Genomic DNA, 26,822 nt, shown 5'->3' with positions numbered 1-26,822 from the left:
GTTTTTTTATCCGCTATAACCGGCCGTAAAACGTCATTCTGGCGCTTTCCGACAGCATGACATCCGGCTGCGCATTGTAGGCCAGCACCACCAGCATGCGCGTGGTGTCGCCTTCGGTCGGCGTCACCCGGTGCATGGCGTTGCGCCCGCGAAACAGCACTAAATCCCCCTCCTCCATCGCCAGCTGTTTGACCGCCCGCTCACCGTCCAGCACCTGCGTGACCCCGGCATAGTTCATCTCGCCGCGGTCGGCGTCGCGCAGGTTCTCCACGTATTCGAAACGGCCGCCCCCCTGCGGTTTCTGGATCAGCAGCGTGATAGCGAATGAGGAGTTGTCAAAATGCCAGCCCAGTTCCTGACCGGTGTGGGCGTAATGCAGGTTGATCGACGACAGCCGATCGGCGTAGGGATACAGCTGCGCCTCATCCAACACCGCGCAGAGAAACTCGCGAAACGCCGGAGCATCGTACAGCGCACGCAGCGGCGACTGCGATGGGATATCCTCGTCGGTAATGCAGCCCTTGGATGACACCACCAGCCGGTTGCGTGCATGGTCGGCCGGCAGCGCGTCGTCCTGCGGCCGTAGATACACGTTGTGTTTGCTGCTGGCGTAAAACGCCGCGTGGTGCTGTTCGGCACCTTCCAGCCTTACCGTCGCCAGCGCGGCGGGGCGCAGAAATCCCGGCAGCACCAGCGCGCCGGCGCGCGCCAGCGTTTGCCTGCAACGGGCGCGGAATGCGGCGTCGTCGATGGGATGGGCGGACAGATCGATAATATCGGCAAGTTGCGGCATGACGTTCCCCTCGTGTGCGATAGCCGGATGCTTCTCACTGTAGCGAATGGCGCATTGCCGCCATAACAAAAATACGTTATGGATAAGCTAACGAATTCTTAGCGATAGTCCTGCCCATGCCGCCACCGTCCCGTGCTCGCCTGCCCAAGCTGAGCGCCATTCTGGCGTTCGAAACCGCCGCTCGCACCGGCAGCCTGGCCCGTGCGGCGGATGTGCTGGCGCTGACCGCCGCCGCCGTCAGCCAGCAAATCCGCCAGCTCGAACAGCATCTGGGCATCACGCTGTTCATTCGCGCCAAAAGCGGCGTCACGCTGACCGAACAGGGCGCGGACTACCTGGCCTACGTGCAGGAGGCGTTCGAAACGCTGCGCGTGGCGCAGCAGCACGTCGAACGCCAGCGCGGCAAACAGGCGCTGACGGTGTTCGCCCTGCCGGCGCTGGCGTCTAAATGGCTGAATCCGGCGCTGGGCGACTGGCTGGCGCAGTGCCCCGACGGCGATTTGCGGCTGCACGCCACCCATGCGGCGGTCGATTTCGCCCATTCGGCGGCGGATTTCGCCCTGTGCTTCGGCGCTCAGGATTACCCGCTGCTGGAAAAGGTGCAGCTGTTTCAGGATTGGGTGCAGCCGGTGTGCAGCCCGGCGCTGCGCGAGTGCGGCGACTGGGCGCAGCTGCCGCTGATCCACGTCGACTGGGGCAAGGAGAGCCAGTTTTTGCCGGGCTGGCACGAGTGGTTCACCGCCGCCGATCGGCCGCCGCCGCCGCGGCGCGGGCTAACCTATAACCTGACCTCGCTGGCCATCGACGCCGCCGTGCAAGGGCGCGGGGTGCTGCTCGGCCAGCGGCGGCTGATCGCCCGTGAACTGGCGGAAGGCCAACTGGTCACCCTGGCCGAACCGGCGCTGCGGCTCAGCAAACCCTACTACGTAGTTTACCCGCCGCGCACGCTGGAAAAACCCGGCGCAGCGGCGTTTCTGGCCTGGTTGCAAACCCTCGTATCTACAGACCAAACCTGAACCCCGGCGGCGATGTTTGCTGGCGTCAGGCACAACCCTGAACGCTTAAGCCTCTCACCTCAGCCTGTTAATTTATCTCTGTCGACCGGGATCGCGAACCGATTCACCCTTCGGCCACAATGTCATTTCCCTATGCCGCCGCCCCTGCAATCGCCATATTGCATCGGCCTCTTATTGTCCAAAACGAGGGCTATTCCATGATTTCATTAAATGATTACGCCAACCTGCGCAGCTATGCCGGTAGCGAAACCGCGGTGATGCTCGAAAACCGCTACCATCACGGCGTATTTACCCGAGACGATACGGATACCACCAGCCAGGACAACGGCGTCACCCTGCTCGTCGACGCGCAAAACCGCCGCTGGAAGCGCATCATCAATGACGGCGATTACAGCATCGATTGGTGGCACCTGCCGGGCGATGAACTGGATTACTCGCTGACCATTACCCGCGCGTGCAACTTCTTGCAGGTCAAAGGCGAAGAGTGGTGGCAGTTGCCTATCCCAACGACCCCGGCGGGGATTACTCTGGTTGGCCCCGGCGGCGTTCGCTCTTGTAAAACCACCGCGAACCTGAAGCTGTGGAAAAACGCCGTCGATTTTAAGGGCACCATTCTGGACTTCAGCGGCGCCACCAACATCGAGTGCGTACGCGTGCAATATTCGCTGGGAGCGCCGGCGATTTATAACCTGCGCATCGTGGGTGCCCCTGGCGCGGCGGCCAACCTGCGCGGCCTGTGCGTCTACAGCGATGCCTCAAACATGCACGGCCTGCCGGCCTGCCAACTGCTGGTGCAAAACGTCTGGCTGACCAACCTGTATAAAGGCATCGTCTTTGGCAATAACGCCTATATTCAGAGCTGGCATAGCATCATGGTGCGCGGCTGCTTCTGGCCGATCTGGTCTGAAACCACCGCTAACGCCGGCGAAAAAATCGTCTTCTACAAATGCCTGTTCGGCGACAGCAGAAACTATTATCAGGGGGTGCATGCCTTGGCCTTCCGCGATTGTTCATTCGACTACAGCGGCTTTAGCAATGAAACCGAACAGTTGGCCAATACCGACTATGGTTTGTTCGACCTTAAGGGCGGCACGCTGGACTTCAAAAATTGCCACTTCGAATGGGGCAACGCCAATTGCCGCAACTACCGGCCGGTCTTTACCAGCAACAACGGCGGTACGGTAAAAATCAAAGACAGCCAATGGCACAGCGTGATGACCAACAACACCGATGCCGGCAGCAACGTGCCCTACCAATACGTCGAATATTTCTTCTTCGATAAGTCCAGCGATCTGAGCGGAAAATGTTATATCGACGGTTTCGATCTGGTGAACGCCGACATTAAAAAAGGCTGGTCCAACAACCATATTGAGATGAAAAAGATCGTAGCGCCCGGCTACATCAACATGTGGCGCCTGCTCTATCTGGGCGATGGCGTCAACCATCTGCCGGAGCCGAGCTGGAAAGAGAGCGGCGCGCTGGCATTGAATAACGTCTATGCCTTCGGCGGCGCACGCCTCTCGCAAACGGAGACCGCCGATCTGGCGGTGACGCTGCAAAACGGCGTGCTGACCGCCACCACCAAAACGGCGACGACAACGGACAAACGCGTCGAGATCTACTTCCCAATCGCGAAAAACGATCTGGTACTGTGGCGCGCCACGCTGGCAAACCTGAAAGGCCAGAGCAGCCTTGATGTCACCATCGGCACTTACCAAGGCAAGTATGTCCTGAATGGCGATGCCGGCGTCACTACCCTACTTGAAAAAGCTTGCCAGTGGGGGCGCACCGGCACGGTAACGCCGGCCGCTTCGGCAACGATGACCTCGGATCGCATCACTGCGCTTAACTCGTCGGAATATTTGCCGTTGCCTGAGGGCTATGTCAATTATGCCCGCATCGCCATCGTGCTGAAAAACTTTGTCGGCAGCGCCGCTCAGCCCACCTCGGTGGACATCACCCAACTGTTGTGTCAAAAGATCGACATCGTCTCCCGCAACCCGCGTAAATCCTGGTAACCGAACGGGCCCCGTCAGGGGCCTGTTTGCCATTAACGCGCGGTATAACCGCCGTCGATGCTGTAAAACGCGCCGGTGGTGAAACTGCTGTCGTCCGAAAGCAGGAAAGCCACCGTTTTCGCCACCTCTTCCCGCGTCGCCATCCTCCCCAGCGGGTGCGAAGCGGCCATCTGCGCCCGCGCCGGCGCTGGCAGTTTCCCCATCGCTGGCGTATCCACATAGCCCGGCCCGACGGCATTAACGCGCACGCCGCGCGTGGCGAATTCCAGCGCCGCCGAGCGCGTCAGGCCCAGCACGCCATGCTTGGCGGCGGTATAAGGTGCAATCCCGGCAATGCCCACCACGCCGTTGGCGGAAGAGAGGTTCACCACCGCCCCGCCGCCGCCGGCGACGATCGCCGGCAGGCCGTACTTCATGCCGAAAAACGTGCCGCTCAGGCAAGTGGCGATCACCTCGTGCCAATCTTCGACCGCGTACCGATCGATATCCACCTCGTGCGGGCCGGTGATCCCGGCGTTGTTGACCAGTAGATGCAGCGCGCCGCAGCGCCGCACGATCTCTTCAATACCCTGCCGCACCGACGGCGCATCGCGCACGTCCATCCGCAACGTCATCACCCGTCGGCCGTCGGGATCGAGCCGCGCGGCGGCGGCGGCGAGAGGCACTGCGTGGCGGCCGGTCATCACCACCGTGGCGCCGCGCCGAAACAGCTCGGCGGCGATCGCTTCGCCAATGCCGGTGGACGCGCCGGTCACCAGCGCCACCCGATGTTTGAAATCTTGCATAGCCGTTCTCCTGCAACGTTGAACTCAGGGGAACAGGCTAGCGCCGGCAAGTGACAGTTTGCGGCAGCAGTGACAACGCAGCACGTAATGCGCTCACAAACGCCGCAAAGCCCGCTATTTTATGCCTACTTTTTCTCATGCGAGACACCCTGTGGATACCCAACGCTACCTGCAGCATATCGGCTTTACCGGCGGCGCCCGCCCTGACCTCCCCACGTTGCAACAGCTGCACCATCGCCACATGCTGAGCGTCCCGTTCGAGAACCTGAGCATTATTTATCATCAGGGTATTCAGCTGACGCCGGAGGCGCTGTTCAGCAAGGTGGTCGAGCGTAACCGCGGCGGTTTCTGTTATGAGCTGAACACGCTGTTTGCCCTGCTGCTGCGGGAGATCGGTTTCAAGGTGAGCTTCATCTCCGGCGAGATCCGCGCGCGCGACGGCCATTTCGGCCCGCCCTACGACCATCTGGCGCTGCGGGTGGATCTGGCGGGCCAGGCCTGGCTAGTGGATGTCGGTTTCGGCGATTCCTTCCTGACGCCGCTGAAGATCGTCGTCGCCGAGCCGCAACCGCAGGCCAGCGGCACCTTCCACCTGGAGCGGGAAGGCGAGTATTACCTGCTGGAGCGCCGCAACGGCGACCAACGCTCGCATGCCAAAACCCTGTATCGCTTTACCGTTCAGCCGCGCGAATTGCCTGAGTTCGACGAGATGTGCCACTTCCACAGCACCTCACCGCAGTCGCACTTCACCCAGCGCCTGGTGTGTTCACGGCCGACGGAGCACGGCCGGGTGACCCTCAGCGACATGAAGCTGATCGTGACCGAAGATCACCAGCGCCACGAAACGACGTTGCATTCGGAAGAGGAACGCCGCGCCACGCTGTGGCAGCATTTCGCCATCGATTTGGATCGTTGAAAGAACTAACATAATTTAGATTAAAATGTCCCATGCGCCTTCTAAAGGATCATGGGATTAACAAAGCCTTCCCACATAAATTTTTTCAATAGAACATCCCCCTTAATTTTAGAGAGTGAACAGCTAAAGGTTATTTATAGCATCCAAAACACCTTCAATACCCTCGTTATAATCACTTCTAAAGTCAGCATATTTTCTAGACTTCAACAACGTAGGGATATTACAATCACTATAAAGTATCGGTAAAATATGTATCTTATTGTTACTTATTTCATCCCAATACTTTGTTTGCCACTCTCGCTCTACCCACTTTGATTTCATAGCTGCTTCAGAAAGAACTACGATAATAAAGTCCGCATTTTCAATGCCAATTGACAGTTTTTCAGGTATAAACTCTCCGACTCTGATATCCCATTCATCAAGCCATGGCGTATGACCAAACAACTTTATATCAGTAGCAACCTTCCGAACAAAAGGTTTATCTTTAGACGAGTGTGATATAAAAATATTCTTTCCTATCATATCTTTTTTAAACCTTACTGAAAGATAGTTTTCCGATAACAATAAATCTATAAAATGTAGTTCTTGCAAGCTTTCATGGCTATCTAGTTCATATAAGTCTTCATTCATGTCTTCATATATAGGTTCTGAGTATTTAGATAATAACTTATATAAACACTCGCGCCTTGTTAACAAATCATGTGTTGTTACAAAACGCATATCCTTGGGGTTCACATAGAAGTAATTCGGTGAAATAAAATAATCACCAAAATATACTATCGCCACCTCTGAATCTTTCCTTCCTTTGAAGTAGCATAATTCTTTAATTTCACTATCGTAAATAGTGTCATCTTCATAAAGTCCGATCCTTCCTTTGAAGGGTCCTCCAGTGATAAAAACCGGACCGTAGCCAACCGGGTTATTATTCATTATTTTTTTCCGAAAGGAATTATCCATACTTGTGATTATCAGCGTTCTCAGAGAAATTTTCAATCGCCAATGAACTTCACAACTCACTCATCATTTTGATTGTATTACAGTGACGAGATACTAACTAATAACACACCTATACGTTATTACACTCCTAATCTTATAGAGGAAACTCTAATCGTATTGGCATACTAAGCAAACCCTTCATAAGTTTGATAATCCTTTCCCAACTGCACCAAAGACCTCACTCAACAAAACGAGCGCCGCGCTGTGGCAGCATTTCGCCATCGATGTGGAGCGTTGACGACGCGGGCGGCGCCCTTTTATTACGATTATGTTACATCGATTGCATAACCGCGCTTGGCTGATTGCCAGCACCGCGGCGGCAGGCATCATAGGGTCATGATTCGGCAACAGAGTGCGAAAAATGATCCGTGTGATACTGGTGGATGACCATGTAGTGGTGCGCTCCGGCTTTGCGCAATTGCTCAGCCTCGAGGACGATATCGACGTGGTGGGGCAATACAGCAGCGCGGCGGCGGCCTGGCCGGCATTGCTGCGCGACGACGTCAGCGTCGCGGTGATGGACATCGCCATGCCGGATGAAAACGGCCTGAGCCTGTTGAAACGCCTGCGGGCGCAGAAGCCGCAGTTCCGCGCAATCATCCTCAGCATCTATGACTCACCCACCTTCGTGCAGAGTGCGCTGGACGCCGGCGCCAGCGGCTATCTGACCAAACGCTGCGGGCCGGAAGAACTGGTGCAGGCGGTGCGCTCCGTCGAGATGGGCGGCCATTACCTGTGCGCCGACGCGCTGCGGGCGCTGCGCGGCGGCGAGCAGCCGGCCACGGCGCTGGAAGTGCTGACCCCGCGCGAGCGTGAAATATTCGATCTGCTGGTCAGAGGTGACAGCGTAAAGGAGATCGCTTTCAAGCTCGATCTCAGCCATAAAACGGTACACGTACATCGCGCCAACGTCCTGGGCAAGCTGCAGTGCAACAGCACCATTGAGCTGGTGCATTTCGCCCTCGAACATCAGCTGCTGGCGGGGCATTGATGTCACTCCGCTCACGGCGCTGGGTTATCTCGCTGTTTATCCTGTTGGCCTGGGGCAGTGGCTGGCTGATGCTGTGGACGCTCGGCTTCTATCTGACCCACAACGGCAATCAGGCAGCGCTGTTTCTGTCTCACGGCGTCTATCTCGCGCTGCTGATCTTGCTGGCGCGCCGCTATTGGCCCGCTCTGATAATACCGCCGGTGCTGCTGCTGTTCTGGCTGCACGGCGAACGCCTGCTGAGCGGCTACGGCCTGCTGGCCGCGCCGTTCATCACCCTGCTCCCGGCCGCGCTCGCGCAGCGATTCTGGCGCCGTTTTCCGCTCTACTGGCAGCGGCTGACGCTGCTGCTGGCTACCGTGACCGCCGCCTCGCTGCTCAATACCGCCCTACTGTCGCCTTTCGCGCACAGCCCGGCGATGTTGCTCGGCCTGGCGTCGTTTACCGGCGGCGTTTTGCTGACCCCGTTCGTCTACCTGATCTTTGAATTTCTGCGCCAACAGCACCGTTACCACCTGCTGGGGCTGGACACCACCAACCCGCCGCTGCGCGCCTCCTTAATCATCTGGTGCAGCCTGTTTTTCGTTATCGGCATCGGTACGCAGATGGTGCTGTCGCCGGAAATCGAGCGCCTGCTGCTGATCGTGGTGTTTTTGCCGAACGTGGTGATGGCGTGGAAGTTCGGTTGGCAGGGCGGCGTGTTGTCCGGCCTGCTCGGCAGCATGATGATCACCCTCGCCCGGCAGGTCGGCGTGGGGTTCGGCAATCTGGTCGAGCTGGAAATCTTTCTGGCGACGCAGGCGCTGCTCGGCATCGGCCTGGGCATCGCCATCAGCCGCCAGCAACACCTGGCGCAAAACCTGCACCATTATCGCCGACGCCTGGAAGAAGAGCTGGCGGCGCGGCGGGCGCTGACCGAAAAACTGATCCACACCGAAGAAGACACGCGAAAAAACCTGGCGCGCGAGCTGCACGATGAAATCGGCCAGAACATCACCGCGATTCAAATCCAGTCGCAGCTGGTCAAGCGGGCGCGCGATCCGGCGCAAACCCAGGCCGCCGCGAACCAGATAGCCGATCTCGCCCGGCGCATTCATCACTCCACGCGCCAGCTGCTGCGCCAGCTTCGCCCGCCCGCGCTGGACGAGCTGGCGTTCAAAGACGCGCTTCACCACCTGCTGAATGAATTCGCCTTTAGCGAACGGGGCATCCGTTGCCATTTCGACTACCGACTCATCGACACGCCCGCCGGCGAGACGGTGCGCTTCACCCTCTACCGGCTGCTGCAAGAGCTGCTCAACAACGTGTGCAAACACGCCGAAGCCAGCGAAGTCGCCATCGTCTTGTATCAACAGGGTGAGCTTTTGCACCTCGAGGTGCGGGATAACGGCATCGGCATCCGTGCGGACAAGGTGCCTGGCTTCGGCATTCAGGGGATGCGCGAACGGGTCAGCGCACTCGGCGGCGAACTGACGCTGGAAACGCAGCGCGGCACCCGGGTAATTGTTAACCTGCCCACAAATTTGCAACAAACCGCCGACTAACTAGGAAAAAGTCTTAGCCACTCCGGACTTTCTCTCATCCCCTTTCCCTTTCACCTTCTTATAGTCAGCACCAGGGAGGCGGCTATGCAAGCACGCTCGACATCTGAAATCGATCATCGTTACCGCGCGCTGCGCCCGCGACTGCTGCTGTATATGGTCATCGGGTACGCCGCCTTTTACCTGACGCGCAAAAGCGTGAATTACGTGCTGCCGGCGCTGCAAACGGATTTGGGGCTGGATAAAGGGGACATTGGCCTGCTCGGCTCGCTGTTTTATCTGAGCTACGGCCTGTCGAAATTCGCCGCCGGGTTGTGGCACGACGGCCATGGGCAGCGCGGGTTTATGGGGATCGGCCTGTTCGCCACCGGTTTGCTGAACGTGGCGTTCGCCTTCGGCGAATCGCTGACGCTGCTGCTGGCGGTCTGGGCGCTGAACGGCTTCTTTCAGGGCTGGGGCTGGCCGCCCTGCGCGCGGCTGCTGACCCACTGGTATTCGCGCAATGAGCGTGGCTTCTGGTGGGGCTGCTGGAATATGTCGATCAACCTCGGCGGCGCGATCGTGCCGTTGATCAGCGCCTTCGCCGCCCAGCGCTGGGGCTGGCAGGCGGCGATGTTGATCCCGGGGGCCGTCAGCATGGTGCTGGGCATCTGGCTCACGCGGCAGCTGACAGGCACGCCGCAGGAAGAAGGCCTGCCGTCGGTCGGCCAGTGGCGCCACGATCCGCTGGAGCTGCGCCAGGAACAGCAAAGCCCGCCGATGGGGCTGTGGCAGATGTTGCGCACCACGATGCTGAAGAACCCGATGATCTGGCTGCTCGGCGTCTCTTACGTGCTGGTCTACCTGATCCGCATCGCGTTGAACGACTGGGGCAACCTGTGGCTGACGGAAAGCCACGGCGTCAACCTGCTCAGCGCCAATGCGACGGTGATGCTGTTCGAGATAGGCGGCCTGCTCGGCGCGCTGTTCGCCGGCTGGGGCTCGGATGTGCTGTTCGGCGGGCAGCGCGCGCCGATGATTTTGCTGTTCACGCTCGGGCTGATGGTTTCCGTCGCCGCGCTGTGGCTGGCGCCGGTGCATCACTACGCGCTGCTGGCGGGCTGTTTTTTCGCGGTGGGCTTCTTTGTCTTCGGCCCACAGATGCTGATTGGCCTCGCCGCCGTGGAATGCGGGCACAAAGGCGCCGCGGGCTCCATCACCGGCTTTCTCGGCCTGTTCGCCTATCTGGGGGCGGCGCTGGCGGGCTGGCCGCTGTCGCGGGTTATCGAAGGCTATGGCTGGTCAGGCATGTTCAGTTTGCTGTCGATCGCCGCCGTTCTTATGGGTTTATTGCTGATGCCGCTGCTGATGGCGAGCGTTACCACCTCTACCGAGAGAAGGATAAAACAATGAAAAAAACGTGGGTCACTACCCTGATAGCATCCGGCATCGCGTTGGCCACGCTGAGCGGCGCCGCGCACGCCAAGGGCCGCCTGGTGGTTTACTGCAGCGCCACCAATGAAATGTGCGAAGCGGAAACCAAAGCCTTCGGCGAGAAATATGACGTGAAAACCGCGTTTATCCGCAACGGTTCCGGCAGCACGCTGGCAAAAGTGGACGCCGAGAAGAAGAACCCGCAGGCGGACGTCTGGTACGGCGGCACGCTCGATCCGCAATCCCAGGCCGGTGAAATGGGGCTGCTGCAACCGTACAAATCGCCCAACCTCGAACAAGTCATGACGCAATTCCGCGATCCAGCCAAGCTGAAAGGCAACTACTCCTCGGCGGTCTACGTCGGCATTCTCGGCTTTGGCGTCAATACCCAGCGCCTGAAAGAGAAAAACCTGCCGGTGCCCAAGTGCTGGAAAGACCTGACCAAACCGGAATACAAAGGCGAGATTCAAATCGCCGATCCGCAAAGTTCCGGCACCGCCTACACCGCGCTGGCGACCTTTGCCCAACTGTGGGGAGACGATCAGGCGTTCGATTACCTCAAGCAGCTGAACGCCAACGTTTCGCAGTACACCAAGTCCGGCATTGCCCCGGCGCGCAACGCCGCCCGCGGCGAAACGGCGATCGGCATCGGTTTCCTGCATGACTACTCGCTCGAAAAAGAACAGGGCGCGCCGCTTGAGCTGATCTCGCCGTGTGAAGGCACCGGCTACGAAATCGGCGGCGTCAGCATCCTCAAAGGCGCGCGCAACCTCGATAACGCCAAACTGTTCGTGGACTGGGTGCTGTCGAAAGAGGCGCAGGAGCTGGCGTGGAAGAAAGGCAAATCCTATCAGATCCTGACCAACACCACCGCCGATACCTCGCCGAACTCGCTGAAGCTCGACGATCTGAAACTGATCAACTACGACATGGACAAGTACGGCTCGACCGAGGTCCGCAAGGCGCTGATCAATAAATGGGTCAGCGAAGTCAAGATGGGTAAATAAACCCACATTCTGCGCCTGTTGCCGGGTAAGCTTCACGCCTTACCCGGCCTGAACATCCGGGGAACTTATGTCACATACACATGCACTCCATCTCGTGAAAAAACGAGATGCGATATTCCTTTGGGTTTTGCTTGGCTGGCTGGCGTTCGCCCTGCTGCCGAGCTGGAGCCTGGATTACGGCCTGCTGGAGTCCACCGGCGATGAAATCCTCGCGGCCTACGGCTGGTCACACCGCAATATCAGCTGGCTTTGGTGCCTGCTGCCGAGCCTGCTGCTGCTGCGTCCTTACGCTGCGGCGGGCCGTGAGCAGCGGCGCCGCCACGCGTTCGATGCCGGCTGGGCACTGCTGTGCATGGCCTTTATCGTCGTCAGCGCCACGGTGGCAGGACGCGGTTTAGGCTACGTCCCCCTGGTGCAATTGACCTCGCTGGGCGCCATCATGACGCTGGCGCTGACCCGCCTCGACTGGCTGGGCGGCGACCGTTTCGTTATCGGTGCGCTGGTCACCATCGTGGCGCTGATCGGCGTCTTCATCGTCTGGCCGAGCATCGCGATTTTCATTCCGATGTTCACCGACCAGACGGGGGCATTCGCGCCGCTGGCGTTTATGAACGTGCTGTCGCAGGCGCATATCGTTCAGGTGATCCTCAACTCCATCGCCCTGTCGATCGCGGTGGGCGCCGGCTGCACCTTCTTCGGCCTGGTGCTGGCGATTTACACCACCCGCATCGCCAAGCGCAGCGCCATTATCGGCCGCATCTTCTCCATCCTGCCCATCGTCACGCCGCCGTTCGTCGTCGGCCTGGGCGTCACGCTGATGATGGGGCGTTCCGGCTACGTCACCGAGTGGATGGTGGCCTGGTTCGGCCTGACCAACACCAACTGGCTGTACGGCTTTACCGGCATCTGGCTGGCGCAGGTGCTGGCGTTCACGCCGATGGCGTTCATGATCCTCGACGGCGCGATCAAGACCATTCATCCTTCGCTGGAAGAGGCCTCCTACACCCTGCGCGCCAGCCGTTGGCAAACCTTTAACGGCGTGTTCGTGCCGCTGCTGAAACCGGCGCTGGCCAACGCGTTTCTGATCGTGGTGGTGCAATCGCTGGCCGACTTCAGCAACCCGCTGGTGCTCGGCGGCAACTTCGACGTGCTGGCGACGCAAATCTATTTCTACATCACCGGCTCGCAGCTCGACTATCAGGCCGCCAGCACCCTCGGCGCCTTCCTGCTGCTGTTCTCGCTGCTGGTGTTCTGCATCCAGTACCTGTGGATCGGCAAGCGTTCCTACGTCACCGTGTCAGGCAAATCCTACCGCGGCGACGTACAGCCGCTGCCGGTCACGCTGGTGTGGGGCGTGATCGCGTTGCTGGCGGTGTGGGTAGCCTTTAACGCCCTGCTCTACGGCAGCATTTTCTACGGCAGCTTCACCGTCAACTGGGGAGTGGACTACACGCTGACGCTGGATAACTTCATCAAGCTGTTCGGCCAGGGCATGAGCGACGGCGCGTGGCCTTCGCTGCTCGACACGCTGCTGTACGCCGGGATCGCCGCGCCGATCACCGCCGCGTTCGGTCTGCTGATCGCCTGGATCGTGGTGCGTCAGCAGTTCAAGGGCAAAAAGACCATCGAGTTCACCACCATGCTGTGCTTTGCGGTGCCGGGCACCGTGGCGGGCGTCTCTTACATTCTCGCCTTCAACAGCGCGCCGGTGTACCTCACCGGGACGGCCGCCATCGTGATTATCTCGATGGTGATGCGCAACGTGCCGGTAGGCATTCGCGCCGGGATCGCCGGGCTGGGCCAGATAGACAAATCGCTGGACGAAGCCTCGCTCAGCCTGCGCGCCGGCTCGCTGCGCACCATCACGCACATCCTGCTGCCGCTGCTGCGCCCGGCGATCCTGTCGGCGCTGATCTACAGCTTCGTGCGCGCCATCACTACCGTCAGCGCCATCGTCTTCCTGGTCACCCCCGATACCCGCGTGGCCACCGCCTACATCCTCAACCGCGTGGAAGACGGCGAATACGGCGTAGCGATCGCCTACGGTTCAATTCTGATCGTGGTGATGCTGGCGATTATTTTCCTCTTTGACTGGCTGATCGGTGAGGCACGCATCTCCCGTTCAAAAGCCAAAAACCAGGCGTAATGGAGCCCATGATGAGCCAGAAAAATTTCGTTGAACTGCGTAACGTCTCCAAACGGTTCGGCAGCAACACGGTAATCGATAACATCACGCTCACCATCCCACGGGGGCAAATGGTGACGCTGCTCGGCCCTTCCGGCTGCGGCAAGACCACCATTTTGCGCCTGGTCGCCGGGCTGGAGAAACCGAGCGACGGGCAGATATTCATTGATGGTGAAGACGTTACCCATCGTTCCATCCAGCAGCGTGACATCTGCATGGTGTTTCAGTCTTATGCCCTGTTCCCGCATATGTCGCTGGGGGAGAACGTCGGCTATGGGCTGAAGATGCTCGGCATTCCGCGCGCCGAAGTGAAAGCGCGCGTGCAGGAAGCGCTGGCGATGGTGGATCTGGCGGGGTTCGACGATCGCTATGTCGATCAGATCTCCGGCGGCCAACAGCAGCGCGTGGCGCTGGCGCGCGCGCTGATCCTCAAGCCGAAAGTGCTGCTGTTCGACGAGCCGTTGAGCAATCTCGACGCCAACCTGCGCCGCAGCATGCGCGAAAAGATCCGCGAGCTGCAAAAGCAGTTTGATATCACTTCGCTGTACGTTACCCACGATCAGAGCGAGGCTTTCGCGGTCTCCGACACCGTGCTGGTGATGAACAAGGGCCATATCATGCAGATGGGCTCGCCGCAGGATCTCTATCGGCAGCCGGCGTCGCGCTTTATGGCGAGCTTTATGGGGGACGCTAACCTGTTCCCGGCCAACTTCAGCGCCGATCATGTCGATATCAGCGGCTATCGCCTGCCACGTCCCACGCATTTTGCCGCCCAGGGCGCCGGCACGGTGGGCGTGCGACCGGAGGCGATCACGTTGAGTGAGCATGGCGATGAAAGCCAGCGCTGCGTGATCCAACATGTCGCCTACATGGGGCCGCAGTATGAGGTGACGGTGGCATGGCACGGGCAGCAGATTTTGCTGCAGGTTAACGCCACCCGCCTGCAGCCGAACGTCGGCGAGCACTATTATCTGGAAATTCATCCCTACGGCATGTTTATGCTGGCGGACGCGGCATAATAAGCATCACCCTTAAGCGTTAGAATAACGGTCATTCCGTATGGAATGACCGAAAATAACTGCCAAAAAAAACCGTATTTATCTATTTTTACAATTCCGCCCAAGTCCTTGTTCAGCCGAGAAATAAATACATCCGCATTCATTAAAAAATAACCAATAAGGCCACCGAGGGTGATATTTTTATTTGGATAGGGTAAGCTTAATCCCGCAGTCGAAATTATTTAACGGCCAACTCAAGGAGAAATTCATGAGCAACAATGCAAACGCACAGGCGCAGCTGGATAATTTACGCAACGTCGCTTCCCAGCTGAAGGAAATGCGCCACTATGCGCAGGCGAATACCGAGACGCTCTCCGCACACTGGCTGGCCTTCGATCAGGGGGAATGCAAAAATAAGGCGTTCGCCGAAGCCATTAACGACCTGTTGAATAAACAGGGCGCCTGCCTGGAAGGGCTGGAAAAAACCATTCAGGATATCGAGATAGAATTAAATCGTCTTGATAAAGCCGCCTGATAATACATATTTAAATAAACCCGCCGCGCGCGGGTTTATTTTTAGCTGCGGCAGATGACACGCGCAATATCCCCTGACGTCGTCAGCGCGCGTATTTCGCTGAACAGTTCGGTAGCTTCGTCATATTCTTTACGCAAATAGCCCAGCCACTGTTTGATGCGCGCCACGTGATACAGGCCGGTGTCGCCCTGCTTTTCCAGATGGACGTATTTTTGCAGCAGCTCAACCACCTGCGGCCAGGGCATACGCGGTTCGTTATACTTCACCACCCGGCTCAGGTTCGGCACGTTGAGCGCGCCGCGCCCCAGCATGATGGCGTCGCAGCCGGTCGCCTGCAGGCAATCCTGCGCGCTCTGGTAATCCCAGATCTCGCCGTTGGCGACAACCGGGATGCTCAGCCGCTGACGGATCTCACCGATCGCCGCCCAGTTGATGCGATCCGCCTTGTAACCGTCCTCTTTGGTGCGGCCGTGCACCGTCAGTTCGCTGGCGCCCGCCTGCTGCACCGCATCGGCGATTTCAAAGCTGCGGCTGGAGGAATCCCAGCCCAGACGCACCTTCACCGTGACCGGCAGATGGGCCGGCACCGCCGCGCGCATCGCCTTGGCGCCCTGGTAGATCAATTCCGGATCTTTGAGCAGCGTCGCCCCGCCGCCGCTGCCGTTCACCAGCTTGGACGGGCAGCCGCAGTTGAGATCGACGCCGTAAGAGCCCAGCTCTACCGCACGCGCGGCGTTCTCCGCCAGCCACTGTGGGTACTGCCCCAGCAGCTGTACCCGCACCTGCGTGCCCGACGGCGTGCGGCTGGCGTGACGCAGCTCCGGGCACAGCCGGTAGAACGACTTGGCCGGCAGCAGCTGATCGACCACGCGCAAAAATTCGGTGATGCACAGATCGTAGTCGTTCACCTCGGTGAGCAACTCACGCACCAAAGAGTCGAGAACGCCCTCCATCGGAGCCAATAATACGCGCATGACCAATCCCAGCTAAAAAAAGACCCGCAATGATACGGGTGAATGCCCGCGCCAGACAAGCCTCTGCGGGCATTAAAAATGCCGTCAGCCTAGCCGGCGAATCGGTTGACCCGCGAGGAACGCCGCTATGTCCTCGACCGCCTCGGTGAAGTAGGCGCGATAGTTGTCGTCCGCCACGTAACCCACATGCGGCGTCGCCAGCACGTTGGGCAATTGACGAAACGCATCGTCGGCCGGCAGCGGCTCCGTCTCGAACACGTCCAGCCCGGCGCCGGCAATCTTCCGCTGTTGCAGCACGTCCACCAGCGCCACCCGATCGACGATCCCCGCGCGCGAGGTGTTGATCAGGTAAGCAGTGGGCTTCATCGCCATCAATTCGTCGCGCCCCACCAACCCGCGGCTGCGATCGCTCAGCACCAAGTGAATGGAGACAAAATCGCTCTGCTCAAACAGCGCCCGCTTGGACGGCGCCAGCAAAGCGCCCTCCTGCGCCGCCCGTTCCGCCGTCAGGTTCTGGCTCCAGGCCAGCACCCGCATGCCGAACGCCTGTGCCACCTTGGCCATTTGGCCGCCGATCTTGCCCAACCCCAGCAGCCCCAGCGTCTTGCCCTGCAGGGTGACGCCGAGATCCCGTTGCCACGGACCGTTGTTTTGCAGCCCGACGCTTTCCGGCACGATATGCTTCGCCAACCCGAGCAGCAGCGCCCAGGTCAGCTCCATCGGCGCCGCCGATCCGCTGCTGGTGCCGCATACCACCACGCCGCGCTCGGCGGCGGCGGCCAAATCGATAGACGCGTTGCGCATGCCGGAGGTGATCAGCAGCTTCAGCTTCGGTAGCCGCGCCAGCAGCGAGGCAGTCATCGGCGTGCGTTCGCGCATGATGACCAGAATGTCGCACTCCTGCAGATGCACCGCCAGCTCCGTCTCATCGGTAAAGTGCGCGCTGATGGCGGACACCTCCACCCGATCGGCCAGCGCCGACCAGTCCGCCATCTTGAGCGCCACCTGCTGGTAATCATCGAGAATTGCGCACTTCAATTTCATCTCCGTCTCCTGGAATGTAGGGTTAGCCACCGTCCAGCCTAGTACGAAAATGCCGTTCCGCCAGGCAAAAAAAAAGCCGCCCGTATCGGCGGCTTACTCTTTGAGCAATCAGGCTTATTCGGCCGGTTTGCGACTACGTGGACGACGCGAGGCCGGCGCGCCGGAACGGCGTTGACCGTCCCCCTGCGGGCGAGCGTTACCGTTACCGTTGCCACGGTTTTCACGCTGGCCGCCGTTCGCGTTACCGCTGCGCTGACCGCCGCCGTTACCGGAACGCTGGCCACCGCCGTTGCCGCGCGGCGCGCCGCGTCCGCCGCCCTGGCGGCCGTTGATGATCGGCTCGGCCTTGATGGTCGGATCCGGCTCGTAGCCCGGCAGCGCAATGCGCGGAATTTCACGCTTCAGCAGACGCTCGATGTCGCGCAGCAGCTTGTGTTCATCCACGCACACCAGCGAGATAGCTTCACCGGTGCGTTCCGCGCGGCCGGTGCGGCCGATGCGGTGCACGTAGTCTTCCGGCACGTTAGGCAGCTCGTAGTTCACCACGTGCGGCAGCTGGTCGATATCCAGACCGCGCGCCGCAATGTCGGTCGCCACCAGCACGCGGATGCGGCCGTCTTTAAAATCGGCCAGCGCACGGGTACGGGCACCCTGGCTCTTGTTGCCGTGGATCGCCGCAGCGGTGATGCCGTCTTTGTTCAGCTGTTCCGCCAGGTGGTTGGCGCCATGCTTGGTGCGGGTAAAGACCAGCACCTGTTTCCAGTCGCCTTCGCCGATCATCTGCGACAGCAGTTCCCGCTTACGCTTCTTGTCGACGAAGTGCACGCTCTGCTCGATCTGCTCGGACGCGGTATTGCGGCGCGCCACTTCCACCGAGGCCGGGTTATGCAGCAGTTTGTTGGCCAGCGCCTTGATGTCGTCAGAGAAGGTTGCGGAGAACAGCAGGTTCTGGCGCTTGGCCGGCAGCTTGGCCAGCACTCGACGGATGTCGTGGATAAAGCCCATGTCCAGCATGCGGTCCGCTTCGTCCAGCACCAGAATTTCGATTTTGGACAGGTCAACCGCGTTCTGATGTTCCAGATCCAGCAGACGGCCCGGCGTCGCCACCAGGATATCGACGCCGCCGCGCAGCTTCATCATCTGCGGGTTGATGCTCACGCCGCCAAACACCACCAGCGAACGCAGGCGCAGGTGTTTGCTGTAGGCCTCGACGTTTTCGCCGATCTGCGCCGCCAGCTCACGGGTTGGCGTCAGGATCAGCGCGCGCACCGGGCGACGGCCTTTGACCGGATGGTCATGCTTGCTCAGCAGCTGCAACAGCGGCAGGGTAAAACCGGCGGTTTTACCGGTGCCGGTCTGGGCGCTGGCCATCAGGTCACGACCTTCCAGCACGACAGGGATAGCCTGACGCTGGATTGGCGTCGGTTCGCGATAGCCCTGTTCTTCAACAGCGCGCACAATTTCAGCACTTAAGCCGAGGGTTTCAAATGACATAAAGAGAAAAACTCCAGATCCCCCCTAACCTAACGGTGTTCGGTGCAGTTTCCTGGGAGGATGATCAGACGGGGCATTAAGCATGACCACGAGGGATTGGCACAAACTGCAGTGCACCAGGCGCCGATTGTAACAGAAGTCGCGCAATAAAAAGCACTTTTACGCACCTAGAGCACAATCTGCCGTAAATTCAGCATTGTCTGAAGCCGATCACATAACTCATTGTGGTTAGCGGTTGCGTTTTAGACAATCTGGCATAAAGTTAATCATATGATTGATTAACTTCGAGCGTGACCCATGCCAGCTTCCGTCCCTCATCAGGCCGCCGGCCGGGCGCGCGGCGAGCAAACGCGCCGGCAACTGCTCGCCGCGGCGACCGAACTGTTCGGTGAATATGGCCTGGAAGGCGCCACCACGCGCGATATCGCCCAGCGCGCCGGCCAGAACATCGCCGCCATCACCTACTACTTCAGCTCCAAAGAGGGGCTGTACCTGGCCGTGGCGCAGTCGCTCGCCGATTTCATTCAGCAGGCGTTCGCCCCGCTGGTCGCGGAAGTCGATCGCTTCCGGCAAGAACCAGCCGCACAACGGTCACCTGACGCGGCGCTGCGCTTGTTGCAACGTGGCCTGCTGGCCTTCAGCGAGCTGATGACCCAACCGCACACGCTGAACCTGAGCAAAATCATGTCGCGCGAACAGCTCGCCCCGACCGAGGCCTATCCGCTGATCCACAGCCAGGTGATCGCGCCGATGCACGAGCGGCTGTGCCGCCTGCTGTCGGCCGCCACCGGCATCGACGAACACGCCCCCCGCCTCGTATTGCATACCCATGCGCTGATCGGCGAGGTGCTGTCGTTCCGCGTGGCGCGCGAAACTATCCGCCGTCAGGCAGGTTGGCAAGACATTGGCGAGGGCGAAGCGGCGCAAATCGCGGCGGTGCTGAGCGAACATATTGAGATTCTGGTTACTGGGCTGCGCCAACGTCATGGCGCGTAAATTCAGGCAGGGAGTGTTATGAACAAAAAACGCAGTGCCTTGATCGTGTTGTTAATTCTGCTGATCGCGGCCGTCGCATACGGGGTTTGGCATTACCAGCAGCAGCAGGATCGGCCGCTGACGCTGTACGGCAACGTCGATATTCGCACGGTCAACCTCGGCTTTCGCGTCGACGGGCGCCTGGCGTCGCTGACGGTGGATGAAGGCGATACCGTTCAGCCGGGCCAGCTGCTTGGCAAGCTGGACGATGCCCCCTACCGCAACGCACTGCAGCAGGCCGAAGCCAACGTCGGCAGCGCGCGCGCCAAACTGTCGCTGCTGCAGGCCGGCTACCGCAGCGAAGAGATAGCCCAGGTGCAGTCAGAAATGGCGCTGCGCCAGTCCGCCTTCACCTATGCCGACAGCTTCCTGAAACGCCAGCAGGGGCTGTGGGCGAAAAACGCCACCTCCGCCGACGCGCTGGAGGATGCGCGCACCGCCCGCAATCAGGCGCAGGCCAACCTGCAGGCGGCGAAGGACAAGCTGTCGCAATACCGCAGCGGCAACCGCCCGCAAGAGATTGAACAGGCCAAGGCCGATGTGGCGCAAAGCGAAGCGGCGCTGGCGCAGGCGCAGTTGAACCTGCAAGACGCCACGCTGATCTCCCCTTCCGCCGGCACGGTGCTGACCCGCGCGGTGGAGCCGGGCACCATGCTCGGCGCCGGCGGCACGGTGTTCACCCTGTCGCTGACCCGGCCGGTGTGGGTGCGCGCCTACGTCAACGAAACCAGCCTGAACCAAGCGGTGCCCGGCACCGAGCTGGAGATCTACACCGACGGTCGCCCCGGCAAGCCTTACCACGGCAAGATCGGTTTCGTCTCGCCGACCGCGGAATTCACGCCGAAAAGCGTTGAAACGCCGGACCTGCGCACCGATCTGGTATACCGCCTGCGGGTGATCGTCACCGACGCCGACGACGCGCTGCGCCAGGGCATGCCGGTCACCCTACGCTTCGCCAAACCCTGAGGCCGGCCATGGAACAGGCGCACACCATCGAGTTGGAAGGGCTGGAAAAGCGCTTCCCGTCGCTTGAGAAACCGGCGGTCGCCAGCCTGACCACCACCCTGCGCAGCGGCGCGGTCATCGGACTGGTCGGCCCGGACGGCGCCGGTAAAACTACCCTGCTGCGCATGCTGGCCGGGCTGCTGCAGCCCAGCAGCGGCAAGCTGCGGGTCGCCGGGCTGGATCCGATCGCCCAGGATCGTCAACTGCACGCGATCCTCGGCTATATGCCGCAGAAGTTCGGGCTGTATGAGGATCTGACGGTGATGGAGAACCTGACGCTGTACGCCGATCTGCGCGGCGTCACCGGCGATCTTCGCCGCCAGACCTTCGAACGGCTGCTGAAATTCACCGATCTGACCCGCTTCACCGAGCGCCTGGCGGGCAAGCTGTCCGGCGGCATGAAGCAGAAACTCGGCCTGGCCTGCACGCTGGTGGGTGAACCTCAGGTGCTGTTGCTGGATGAACCGGGCGTCGGCGTCGATCCGATCTCGCGCCGCGAGCTGTGGCGCATGGTGCACGAGCTGGCCAACGACGGCATGTTGATCTTGTGGAGCACCTCTTACCTCGATGAGGCCGAGCAGTGCCGCGAAGTGCTGCTGCTCAACGAGGGCGAGCTGCTGTTCAGCGGCGCGCCGCAGGCGCTGACCCGCCGTATGGCCGGGCGCACGGTGTTGATCGCCGCGCCCCCCGGCAGCCATCGATCGTTGCTGCAGCGGGCGATCTGCCTGCCGGCGGTCACCGACGGCGTGATCCAGGGCAAGTACCTGCGCCTGATCCTGAAAGAAGGCGAAGATCACCGGCAGCTACTGCAGGCGCTGGATCTGCCGGACGCCGAACTGAACGAAGCGGATCCGCGCTTCGAGGATGCGTTTATCGATCTGCTCGGCGGCGGCCCCAACCATCGCTCGGCGCTGGCGGAGATCATGCCGACCGTTGACGGAGAAAGTGGTGAAACGGTGATCGAAGCGGTGCAGTTGACCAAGAAATTCGGCGATTTCGCCGCCACCGATCACGTCGATTTTCAGGTGCGGCGCGGCGAAATTTTCGGCCTGCTCGGCCCGAACGGCGCCGGCAAGTCCACCACCTTCAAAATGATGTGCGGCCTGCTGGTGCCATCCGGCGGCAAGGCGCTGGTGTTGGGCATGGATCTGAAAACCAGTTCCGGCAAGGCGCGCCAACGCCTCGGTTACATGGCGCAAAAGTTCTCGCTGTACGGCAACCTGACGGTGGCGCAGAACCTGAAGTTCTTCTCCGGCGTCTACGGCCTGAGCGGCAAGGCGCAGCGCAAAAAAATCGACGAGATGTCCCACGCCTTCAACTTCGCGCCGATCCTCGATCAAACGCCGGACGCGCTGCCGCTCGGCTTCAAGCAGCGCCTGGCGCTGGCCTGCGCGCTGATGCACGAACCGGATATTCTGTTCCTCGACGAACCGACTTCCGGCGTCGATCCGCTGACGCGGCGCGAGTTCTGGCTGCACATCAACGGCATGGTCGACAAGGGCGTCACGGTGATGGTGACCACCCACTTTATGGACGAAGCGGAGTACTGCGACCGCATCGGCCTGGTCTATCGCGGCAAGATCATCGCCGCCGGCACGCCGGACGATCTCAAACAGCAGGTGGCGCGCGACGACAATCCTAACCCCTCGATGGAGCAGGCGTTTATCGAGCTGGTTCAGGGCTACGACGAGGAGGAATCACGGTGAGCGCTAACCGAACCCCCATCGACGACGGCGGCTTCTCCTGGCGCCGACTGCGCGCGCTGTGCCTGAAGGAGACGCGGCAAATACTGCGCGATCCCAGCAGCGGCCTGATCGCCTTCGTTATCCCGCTGATGCTGCTGTTTATCTTCGGCTACGGCATCAACCTGGACTCCAGCAAGCTGCATCTGGGCATTCTGATGGAGCAACAGAGCGAAGACGCGCGCGATCTGGCCCACGCCTTCGCCGGTTCGCCCTATATCGAACCAACCATCAGCGACAACCGCCAGCAGCTGATCCAGCAGATGCAGGCCGGCACGATCCGCGGCCTGGTGGTGATCCCGGTGGATTTCGACCAGCGCATGGCGCGCCCGCACGACAGCGCCCCCATCCAGGTGATCACCGACGGCAGCGAGCCGAACACCGCCAACTTCGTGCAGGGCTATGCCCAGGGCGTATGGCAAGTTTGGCAGCAGCAACGCGCCGCCGATCGGGGGAGCAACGACAAGCCGCTGATTGACGTGCAGATGCGCTACTGGTTCAACCCGGCGGCCATCAGCCGGCACTACATTATCCCCGGCGCCATCACCATCATCATGACGGTGATCGGCGCCATCCTCACCTCGCTGGTGATCGCCCGCGAATGGGAGCGCGGCACCATGGAAGCCTTGCTGTCCACCCAGGTGACGCGCAGCGAGCTGCTGCTCTCCAAGCTGATCCCATATTACTTCCTCGGCATGATCGCCATGGCGCTGTGCATGGCGGTGGCGGTGTGGGTGCTCGGCGTGCCCTATCGCGGTTCGCTGCCGATCCTGCTGCTGATCAGCAGCCTGTTCCTCGCCAGCACCCTCGGCATGGGCCTGCTGATCTCCACCCTCACCCGCAACCAGTTCAATGCGGCGATGGTGGCGCTGAACGCCGCCTTCCTGCCGTCGATCATGCTGTCCGGCTTCATCTTCCAGATCGACAGCATGCCAGCCATCGTGCGCGCGGTGACCTACATCATTCCGGCGCGCTACTTCGTCAGCACGCTGCAAACGCTGTTCCTGGCGGGTAACGTCGGCACCGTGCTGGCGATCAATCTGTTGTTCCTGATTGCTTCCGCCGTGGTGTTCATCGGCCTGACGGCCTGGAAAACCCAGCGCCGGCTGGATTGAGGAGAAAGAGCGATGTTTCATCGTCTGTTGACGCTCATCATCAAGGAAATGCAGGCGCTGCTGCGCGATCCGCAAACCCGCGCCATTTTAATCATGCCGGTGATCCTGCAGGTGCTGCTGTTCCCGTTCGCCGCGACGCTGGAAGTCACCAACGCCACCATCGCGGTCTACAGCGAGGACAGCGGCCAGGCCTCGGTGGAGCTGACCCAGCGCTTCGCCAAGGCCAAGGCCTTTCAACACGTGCTGCTGCTGCGCAGCCCGCAGGAGATAAAGACCACCATCGATAACCAGCGGGCGCTGCTGCTGATCCGCTTCCCGGCGCAGTTCTCGCGCGATATCGCCGCCGGCAACACCGCGCCGCTGCAGCTGCTGCTCGACGGGCGCAACTCCAACAGCGCGCAGATCGCCGCCAACTACGTGCAGCAGATCGTGCAGGAATATCAGAAGGAGCTGCTCGGCAACCGCGCCAAACCCAACAACAGCGAGCTGGTGGTGCGCAACTGGTATAACCCGAATCTGGACTACAAATGGTTCGTGGTGCCGTCGCTGATCGCCATGATCACCACCATCGGCGTGCTGATCGTCACCTCGCTGTCGGTGGCGCGCGAACGCGAACAGGGCACGTTGGAACAGCTGCTGGTCTCGCCGCTCACCACCTGGCAGATCTTTATCGGCAAGGCGGTGCCGGCGCTGATCGTCGCCAGCTTCCAGGCCAGCATCGTGCTGTTGATCGGCATCTTCCTGTATCAGATCCCGTTCGCTGGATCGCTGCTGCTGTTCTACGCCACCATGTTGATCTACGGGCTGTCGCTGGTCGGTTTCGGCCTGCTGATCTCGTCGCTGTGCGCCACTCAGCAGCAGGCGTTTATCGGCGTGTTCGTGTTCATGATGCCGGCGATCCTGCTCTCAGGTTACGTCTCGCCGGTGGAGAATATGCCGGTGTGGCTGCAGGATCTGACCTGGGTGAACCCGATACGCCACTTCACCGACATCACCAAGCAGATCTACCTGAAGGACGCCAGCTTCAGCATTATCTGGCGCAGCCTGTGGCCGCTGCTGGTGATCACCGCCACCACCGGCAGCGCCGCCTACGCGCTGTTCCGCCGCCAGATCGCATAAAAAAAGCTCTGCATGTCACATGCAGAGCTTTTTGATCGCCAGATACCCTAAGGCTTGAAAGACAAGGGATTTAGCGGCGGTTGCCGAAGATACGCAGCAACATCAGGAACAGGTTGATGAAGTCGAGGTACAGCGTCAGCGCGCCGACGATGGCGTACTTGCGGAAGCTGTCTTTATCATCGGCGTTCAGCTGCTCACCCATCGCCTTGAGTTTTTGTGTGTCGTAGGCGGTCAGACCGACGAACACCACCACCCCGATGTAGGTAATCGCCCACATCAGCGCGGTGCTTTTCAGCCAGATGTTCACCAGCGAGGCCAGCACGATGCCGATCAGCGCCATGAACAGCATGCTGCCGAAGCCGCTCAGATCGCGCTTGGTGGTGTAGCCGTACAGGCTCATGGCACCGAACATGCCGGCGGTGACCACAAAGGTGCTAGCGATCGAGCTGTAGGTGTAGGCGATGAAAATGCTCGACAGCGTCAGCCCGGTCAGCGCCGAGTAAAGCATGAACAGCGAGGTGGCCACCGCGCCGCTCAGGCGGTTGACCATGCCGGAAATCACGAACACCAGCGCCAATTGGGCGATGATCAGACCGAAGAAGGTGATCTGGCTGGAGAAGATGAAGTTGAGGATCGCGGGCGTGTTGGCCGCATACCAGGAAACGAACGCCGTCAGCAGCAGACCGCAGGTCATCCAGCCGTAAACCTGCGCCATGTAGGCCTGAATGCCGCTGTTGGCACGTTCGACGATTGAACCATTAGAGCGTGGATATCGGTCCATGACGGTTACCTTTTGCGTTATAAACAAGATTCCGAAGCCCCGCGAACGGGGCTTCGCCTGCTATAAGCGTACCACAGAATAGGCCGCGCGAAAGCGGCAAAGGTCTTGATTTGTTTCCGCTGTTGACGCGTTATTTAGCCGCGTCGTGCCAGCGTTGCGCGGCCTCGCGATCGCTGTCGCGAGCGTCCACCCAACGATCACCCTGGCCCGTGGCTTCGCGCTTCCAGAACGGGGCGCGGGTCTTCAGATAGTCCATGATGAATTCGCTGGCGGCGAACGCCATGCTGCGGTGTGCGCCGGTCACGCCGACGAACACGATCTCGTCGCCGGGATACAGCGCACCGACGCGGTGGATCACCGTCACGCGCTGCAGCGGCCAACGGCTGCGCGCCTCGGCCACGATCTCCGCCAGCGCCTTCTCGGTCATGCCGGGGTAGTGTTCCAGCGTCAGCGCGCTGACGTCGTCCCCAAGGTTATGGTTGCGCACCTTGCCGGTGAAGGTCACCACCGCGCCATCGGCGTCGCACTGCGCCAGCCACTGGTACTCATCGCCGACGTTGAACGGCGCTTCGCCCACGCGAATGCGGGTATTTTCCATGCTTACCCCCCGGTAACCGGCGGGAAGAAGGCCACTTCATCGCCGGCGCGCAGCGGGTGATCCGCCGCCACCAGCGACTGATTGACCGCCGCCAACAGCTTGCCGGATTCCAGCGCCAGCGCCCAGCGATCGCCGCGCGCGCACAGCGCCTGGCGCAGCGCCTCGACGGTCGGGTAATCCGCCGGCATCGACAGCGCGCCGGTGCCCACCAGTTCGCGCACCTGCGCGAAGAAAAGAATATCGATCATGCGTTCACCTTAAAATCACCGGATTTGCCGCCGCTTTTCGCCAGCAGGCGCACCGGGCCGATCACCATGTCTTTCTGTACCGCTTTGCACATGTCATAGATGGTCAATGCCGCCACCGAGGCGGCGGTCAGCGCTTCCATCTCGACGCCGGTTTTGCCGGTCAGCCGGCAGCAGGTTTCGATGCGTACCCGGCTGTGCTCCGTTTGCGCCTCTAGCTGCACTTCGACTTTGCTCAACATCAGCGGGTGGCACAGCGGGATCAGTTCCCAGGTGCGTTTGGCCGCCTGAATGCCGGCGATGCGCGCCGTGGCGAACACGTCGCCCTTGTGATGGCTGCCGTCGACGATCATCGCCAGCGTGGCGGGCAGCATGTCGACGAAGGCTTCGGCGCGCGCCTCACGCACCGTTTCGGCCTTGGCGGAAACGTCGACCATATGGGCTTCGCCGGCGGCGTTAATGTGGGTTAGCTGTGTCAT

25 protein-coding genes are annotated in these 26,822 nt (G+C 60.5%); 15 read left to right on the top strand and 10 right to left on the bottom strand.

What is annotated here, in order from left to right; translation table 11 throughout:
* Positions 1–13 precede the first annotated feature (13 nt).
* Positions 14–793 carry a 2OG-Fe(II) oxygenase gene (locus tag ACMGGW_RS04905; protein WP_025301944.1) on the bottom strand — a complete coding sequence of 260 codons (780 nt, stop codon included), beginning with the start codon at positions 791–793 and terminating at the stop codon, positions 14–16.
* A 116-nt stretch (positions 794–909) separates the two neighbouring features.
* Between ACMGGW_RS04905 and ACMGGW_RS04900 the strand changes: the two genes are divergently transcribed.
* The gene (locus tag ACMGGW_RS04900; protein ID WP_197832332.1) at positions 910–1,809 is read left to right on the top strand and encodes a LysR substrate-binding domain-containing protein; all 900 of its coding nucleotides are present in this window, start codon (positions 910–912) and stop codon (positions 1,807–1,809) included.
* Between the two features lie 197 nt (positions 1,810–2,006).
* Positions 2,007–3,827 (top strand): hypothetical protein, encoded by a 1,821-nt coding sequence (locus ACMGGW_RS04895; protein WP_049203821.1) that lies wholly within the window; start codon positions 2,007–2,009, stop codon positions 3,825–3,827.
* Between the two features lie 32 nt (positions 3,828–3,859).
* On the opposite strand, the gene ACMGGW_RS04890 is transcribed toward ACMGGW_RS04895, so the two are convergent.
* On the bottom strand, positions 3,860–4,612 hold the full coding sequence (locus ACMGGW_RS04890; RefSeq protein WP_043136760.1) for an SDR family NAD(P)-dependent oxidoreductase: 753 nt from the start codon (positions 4,610–4,612) through the stop codon (positions 3,860–3,862).
* Positions 4,613–4,763: 151 nt separating this feature from the next.
* Here ACMGGW_RS04890 and ACMGGW_RS04885 point away from each other — a divergent pair, with 151 nt between their 5' ends.
* A complete protein-coding gene (locus ACMGGW_RS04885; RefSeq protein ID WP_049203819.1) occupies positions 4,764–5,528 on the top strand; it encodes an arylamine N-acetyltransferase family protein in 765 nt (254 codons plus the stop codon).
* A gap of 123 nt (positions 5,529–5,651) precedes the next feature.
* Here the strand turns inward: ACMGGW_RS04885 and ACMGGW_RS04880 are convergent, their stop codons facing one another.
* Complete coding sequence (locus ACMGGW_RS04880; RefSeq protein WP_065424042.1) at positions 5,652–6,458, bottom strand: toll/interleukin-1 receptor domain-containing protein; 807 nt, start codon at positions 6,456–6,458, stop codon at positions 5,652–5,654.
* 427 nt (positions 6,459–6,885) lie between these two features.
* Here ACMGGW_RS04880 and ACMGGW_RS04875 point away from each other — a divergent pair, with 427 nt between their 5' ends.
* The 7 genes from ACMGGW_RS04875 (at position 6,886) to ACMGGW_RS04845 (ending at position 15,191) form a co-directional block, all read left to right on the top strand.
* Positions 6,886–7,515: a response regulator transcription factor gene (locus ACMGGW_RS04875; protein ID WP_049203928.1), complete on the top strand. Its 630-nt coding sequence runs from the start codon at positions 6,886–6,888 to the stop codon at positions 7,513–7,515.
* Positions 7,515–9,056, top strand: coding sequence for an MASE1 domain-containing sensor histidine kinase (locus ACMGGW_RS04870; protein WP_049203816.1), 1,542 nt, complete (start codon positions 7,515–7,517; stop codon positions 9,054–9,056). The genes ACMGGW_RS04875 and ACMGGW_RS04870 overlap by 1 nt, the downstream gene beginning before the upstream one ends.
* 60 nt (positions 9,057–9,116) lie before the next feature.
* On the top strand, positions 9,117–10,445 hold the full coding sequence (gene uhpC / locus ACMGGW_RS04865; protein ID WP_342102683.1) for an MFS transporter family glucose-6-phosphate receptor UhpC: 1,329 nt from the start codon (positions 9,117–9,119) through the stop codon (positions 10,443–10,445).
* Positions 10,442–11,473, top strand: a complete 1,032-nt coding sequence (locus tag ACMGGW_RS04860) for an ABC transporter substrate-binding protein (protein ID WP_043136733.1) — start codon at positions 10,442–10,444, stop codon at positions 11,471–11,473. Before uhpC ends, ACMGGW_RS04860 begins: the two co-directional genes overlap by 4 nt.
* Before the next feature lie 67 nt (positions 11,474–11,540).
* On the top strand, positions 11,541–13,619 hold the full coding sequence (locus ACMGGW_RS04855) for an ABC transporter permease (RefSeq protein WP_197832623.1): 2,079 nt from the start codon (positions 11,541–11,543) through the stop codon (positions 13,617–13,619).
* Between the two features lie 11 nt (positions 13,620–13,630).
* Positions 13,631–14,677 carry a ferric ABC transporter ATP-binding protein gene (gene fbpC / locus ACMGGW_RS04850; RefSeq protein WP_197832622.1) on the top strand — a complete coding sequence of 349 codons (1,047 nt, stop codon included), beginning with the start codon at positions 13,631–13,633 and terminating at the stop codon, positions 14,675–14,677.
* 247 nt (positions 14,678–14,924) lie between these two features.
* Positions 14,925–15,191: a hypothetical protein gene (locus tag ACMGGW_RS04845; protein ID WP_004939738.1), complete on the top strand. Its 267-nt coding sequence runs from the start codon at positions 14,925–14,927 to the stop codon at positions 15,189–15,191.
* Between the two features lie 41 nt (positions 15,192–15,232).
* Here the strand turns inward: ACMGGW_RS04845 and dusC are convergent, their stop codons facing one another.
* From dusC to rhlE, 3 genes are all read right to left on the bottom strand, one after another.
* Entirely contained in the window at positions 15,233–16,165 is a 933-nt protein-coding gene (gene dusC / locus ACMGGW_RS04840) for a tRNA dihydrouridine(16) synthase DusC (protein WP_025301934.1), read from the bottom strand.
* Positions 16,166–16,249: 84 nt separating this feature from the next.
* Entirely contained in the window at positions 16,250–17,209 is a 960-nt protein-coding gene (locus ACMGGW_RS04835; protein ID WP_043136722.1) for a D-2-hydroxyacid dehydrogenase family protein, read from the bottom strand.
* 114 nt (positions 17,210–17,323) lie between these two features.
* Complete coding sequence (gene rhlE / locus ACMGGW_RS04830) at positions 17,324–18,703, bottom strand: ATP-dependent RNA helicase RhlE (protein ID WP_025301932.1); 1,380 nt, start codon at positions 18,701–18,703, stop codon at positions 17,324–17,326.
* A 297-nt stretch (positions 18,704–19,000) separates the two neighbouring features.
* Between rhlE and cecR the strand changes: the two genes are divergently transcribed.
* Genes cecR through ACMGGW_RS04805 form a run of 5 tightly spaced genes read left to right on the top strand, consistent with a single transcriptional unit; the run spans position 19,001 to position 24,719 of the window.
* Positions 19,001–19,699 carry a transcriptional regulator CecR gene (cecR, locus tag ACMGGW_RS04825; RefSeq protein ID WP_049203806.1) on the top strand — a complete coding sequence of 233 codons (699 nt, stop codon included), beginning with the start codon at positions 19,001–19,003 and terminating at the stop codon, positions 19,697–19,699.
* An 18-nt stretch (positions 19,700–19,717) separates the two neighbouring features.
* Positions 19,718–20,704, top strand: coding sequence for a secretion protein HlyD (gene hlyD, locus ACMGGW_RS04820; protein WP_197832621.1), 987 nt, complete (start codon positions 19,718–19,720; stop codon positions 20,702–20,704).
* An 8-nt stretch (positions 20,705–20,712) separates the two neighbouring features.
* Positions 20,713–22,449: an ATP-binding cassette domain-containing protein gene (locus tag ACMGGW_RS04815; protein WP_164099930.1), complete on the top strand. Its 1,737-nt coding sequence runs from the start codon at positions 20,713–20,715 to the stop codon at positions 22,447–22,449.
* Positions 22,446–23,600 carry an ABC transporter permease gene (locus ACMGGW_RS04810; protein WP_197832620.1) on the top strand — a complete coding sequence of 385 codons (1,155 nt, stop codon included), beginning with the start codon at positions 22,446–22,448 and terminating at the stop codon, positions 23,598–23,600. Before ACMGGW_RS04815 ends, ACMGGW_RS04810 begins: the two co-directional genes overlap by 4 nt.
* A 12-nt stretch (positions 23,601–23,612) precedes the next feature.
* Positions 23,613–24,719 carry an ABC transporter permease gene (locus tag ACMGGW_RS04805; protein WP_197832619.1) on the top strand — a complete coding sequence of 369 codons (1,107 nt, stop codon included), beginning with the start codon at positions 23,613–23,615 and terminating at the stop codon, positions 24,717–24,719.
* Positions 24,720–24,789: 70 nt separating this feature from the next.
* Here ACMGGW_RS04805 and ACMGGW_RS04800 read toward each other — a convergent pair whose 3' ends face one another.
* The 4 genes from ACMGGW_RS04800 to moaC form a co-directional block, all read right to left on the bottom strand.
* On the bottom strand, positions 24,790–25,500 hold the full coding sequence (locus ACMGGW_RS04800) for a Bax inhibitor-1 family protein (RefSeq protein ID WP_033637508.1): 711 nt from the start codon (positions 25,498–25,500) through the stop codon (positions 24,790–24,792).
* A 130-nt stretch (positions 25,501–25,630) separates the two neighbouring features.
* On the bottom strand, positions 25,631–26,098 hold the full coding sequence (moaE, locus tag ACMGGW_RS04795) for a molybdopterin synthase catalytic subunit MoaE (protein WP_004939764.1): 468 nt from the start codon (positions 26,096–26,098) through the stop codon (positions 25,631–25,633).
* Positions 26,099–26,100: 2 nt separating this feature from the next.
* Positions 26,101–26,346 carry a molybdopterin synthase sulfur carrier subunit gene (gene moaD, locus ACMGGW_RS04790; RefSeq protein WP_004939768.1) on the bottom strand — a complete coding sequence of 82 codons (246 nt, stop codon included), beginning with the start codon at positions 26,344–26,346 and terminating at the stop codon, positions 26,101–26,103.
* Positions 26,343–26,822: a cyclic pyranopterin monophosphate synthase MoaC gene (moaC, locus tag ACMGGW_RS04785; protein ID WP_025301929.1), complete on the bottom strand. Its 480-nt coding sequence runs from the start codon at positions 26,820–26,822 to the stop codon at positions 26,343–26,345. Before moaC ends, moaD begins: the two co-directional genes overlap by 4 nt.

This window comes from Serratia sp. BNK-4, from assembly GCF_048685115.1.
Lineage (GTDB): Bacteria > Pseudomonadota > Gammaproteobacteria > Enterobacterales > Enterobacteriaceae > Serratia > Serratia bockelmannii.
This window is presented reverse-complemented; position numbering and strand designations above follow the sequence as displayed.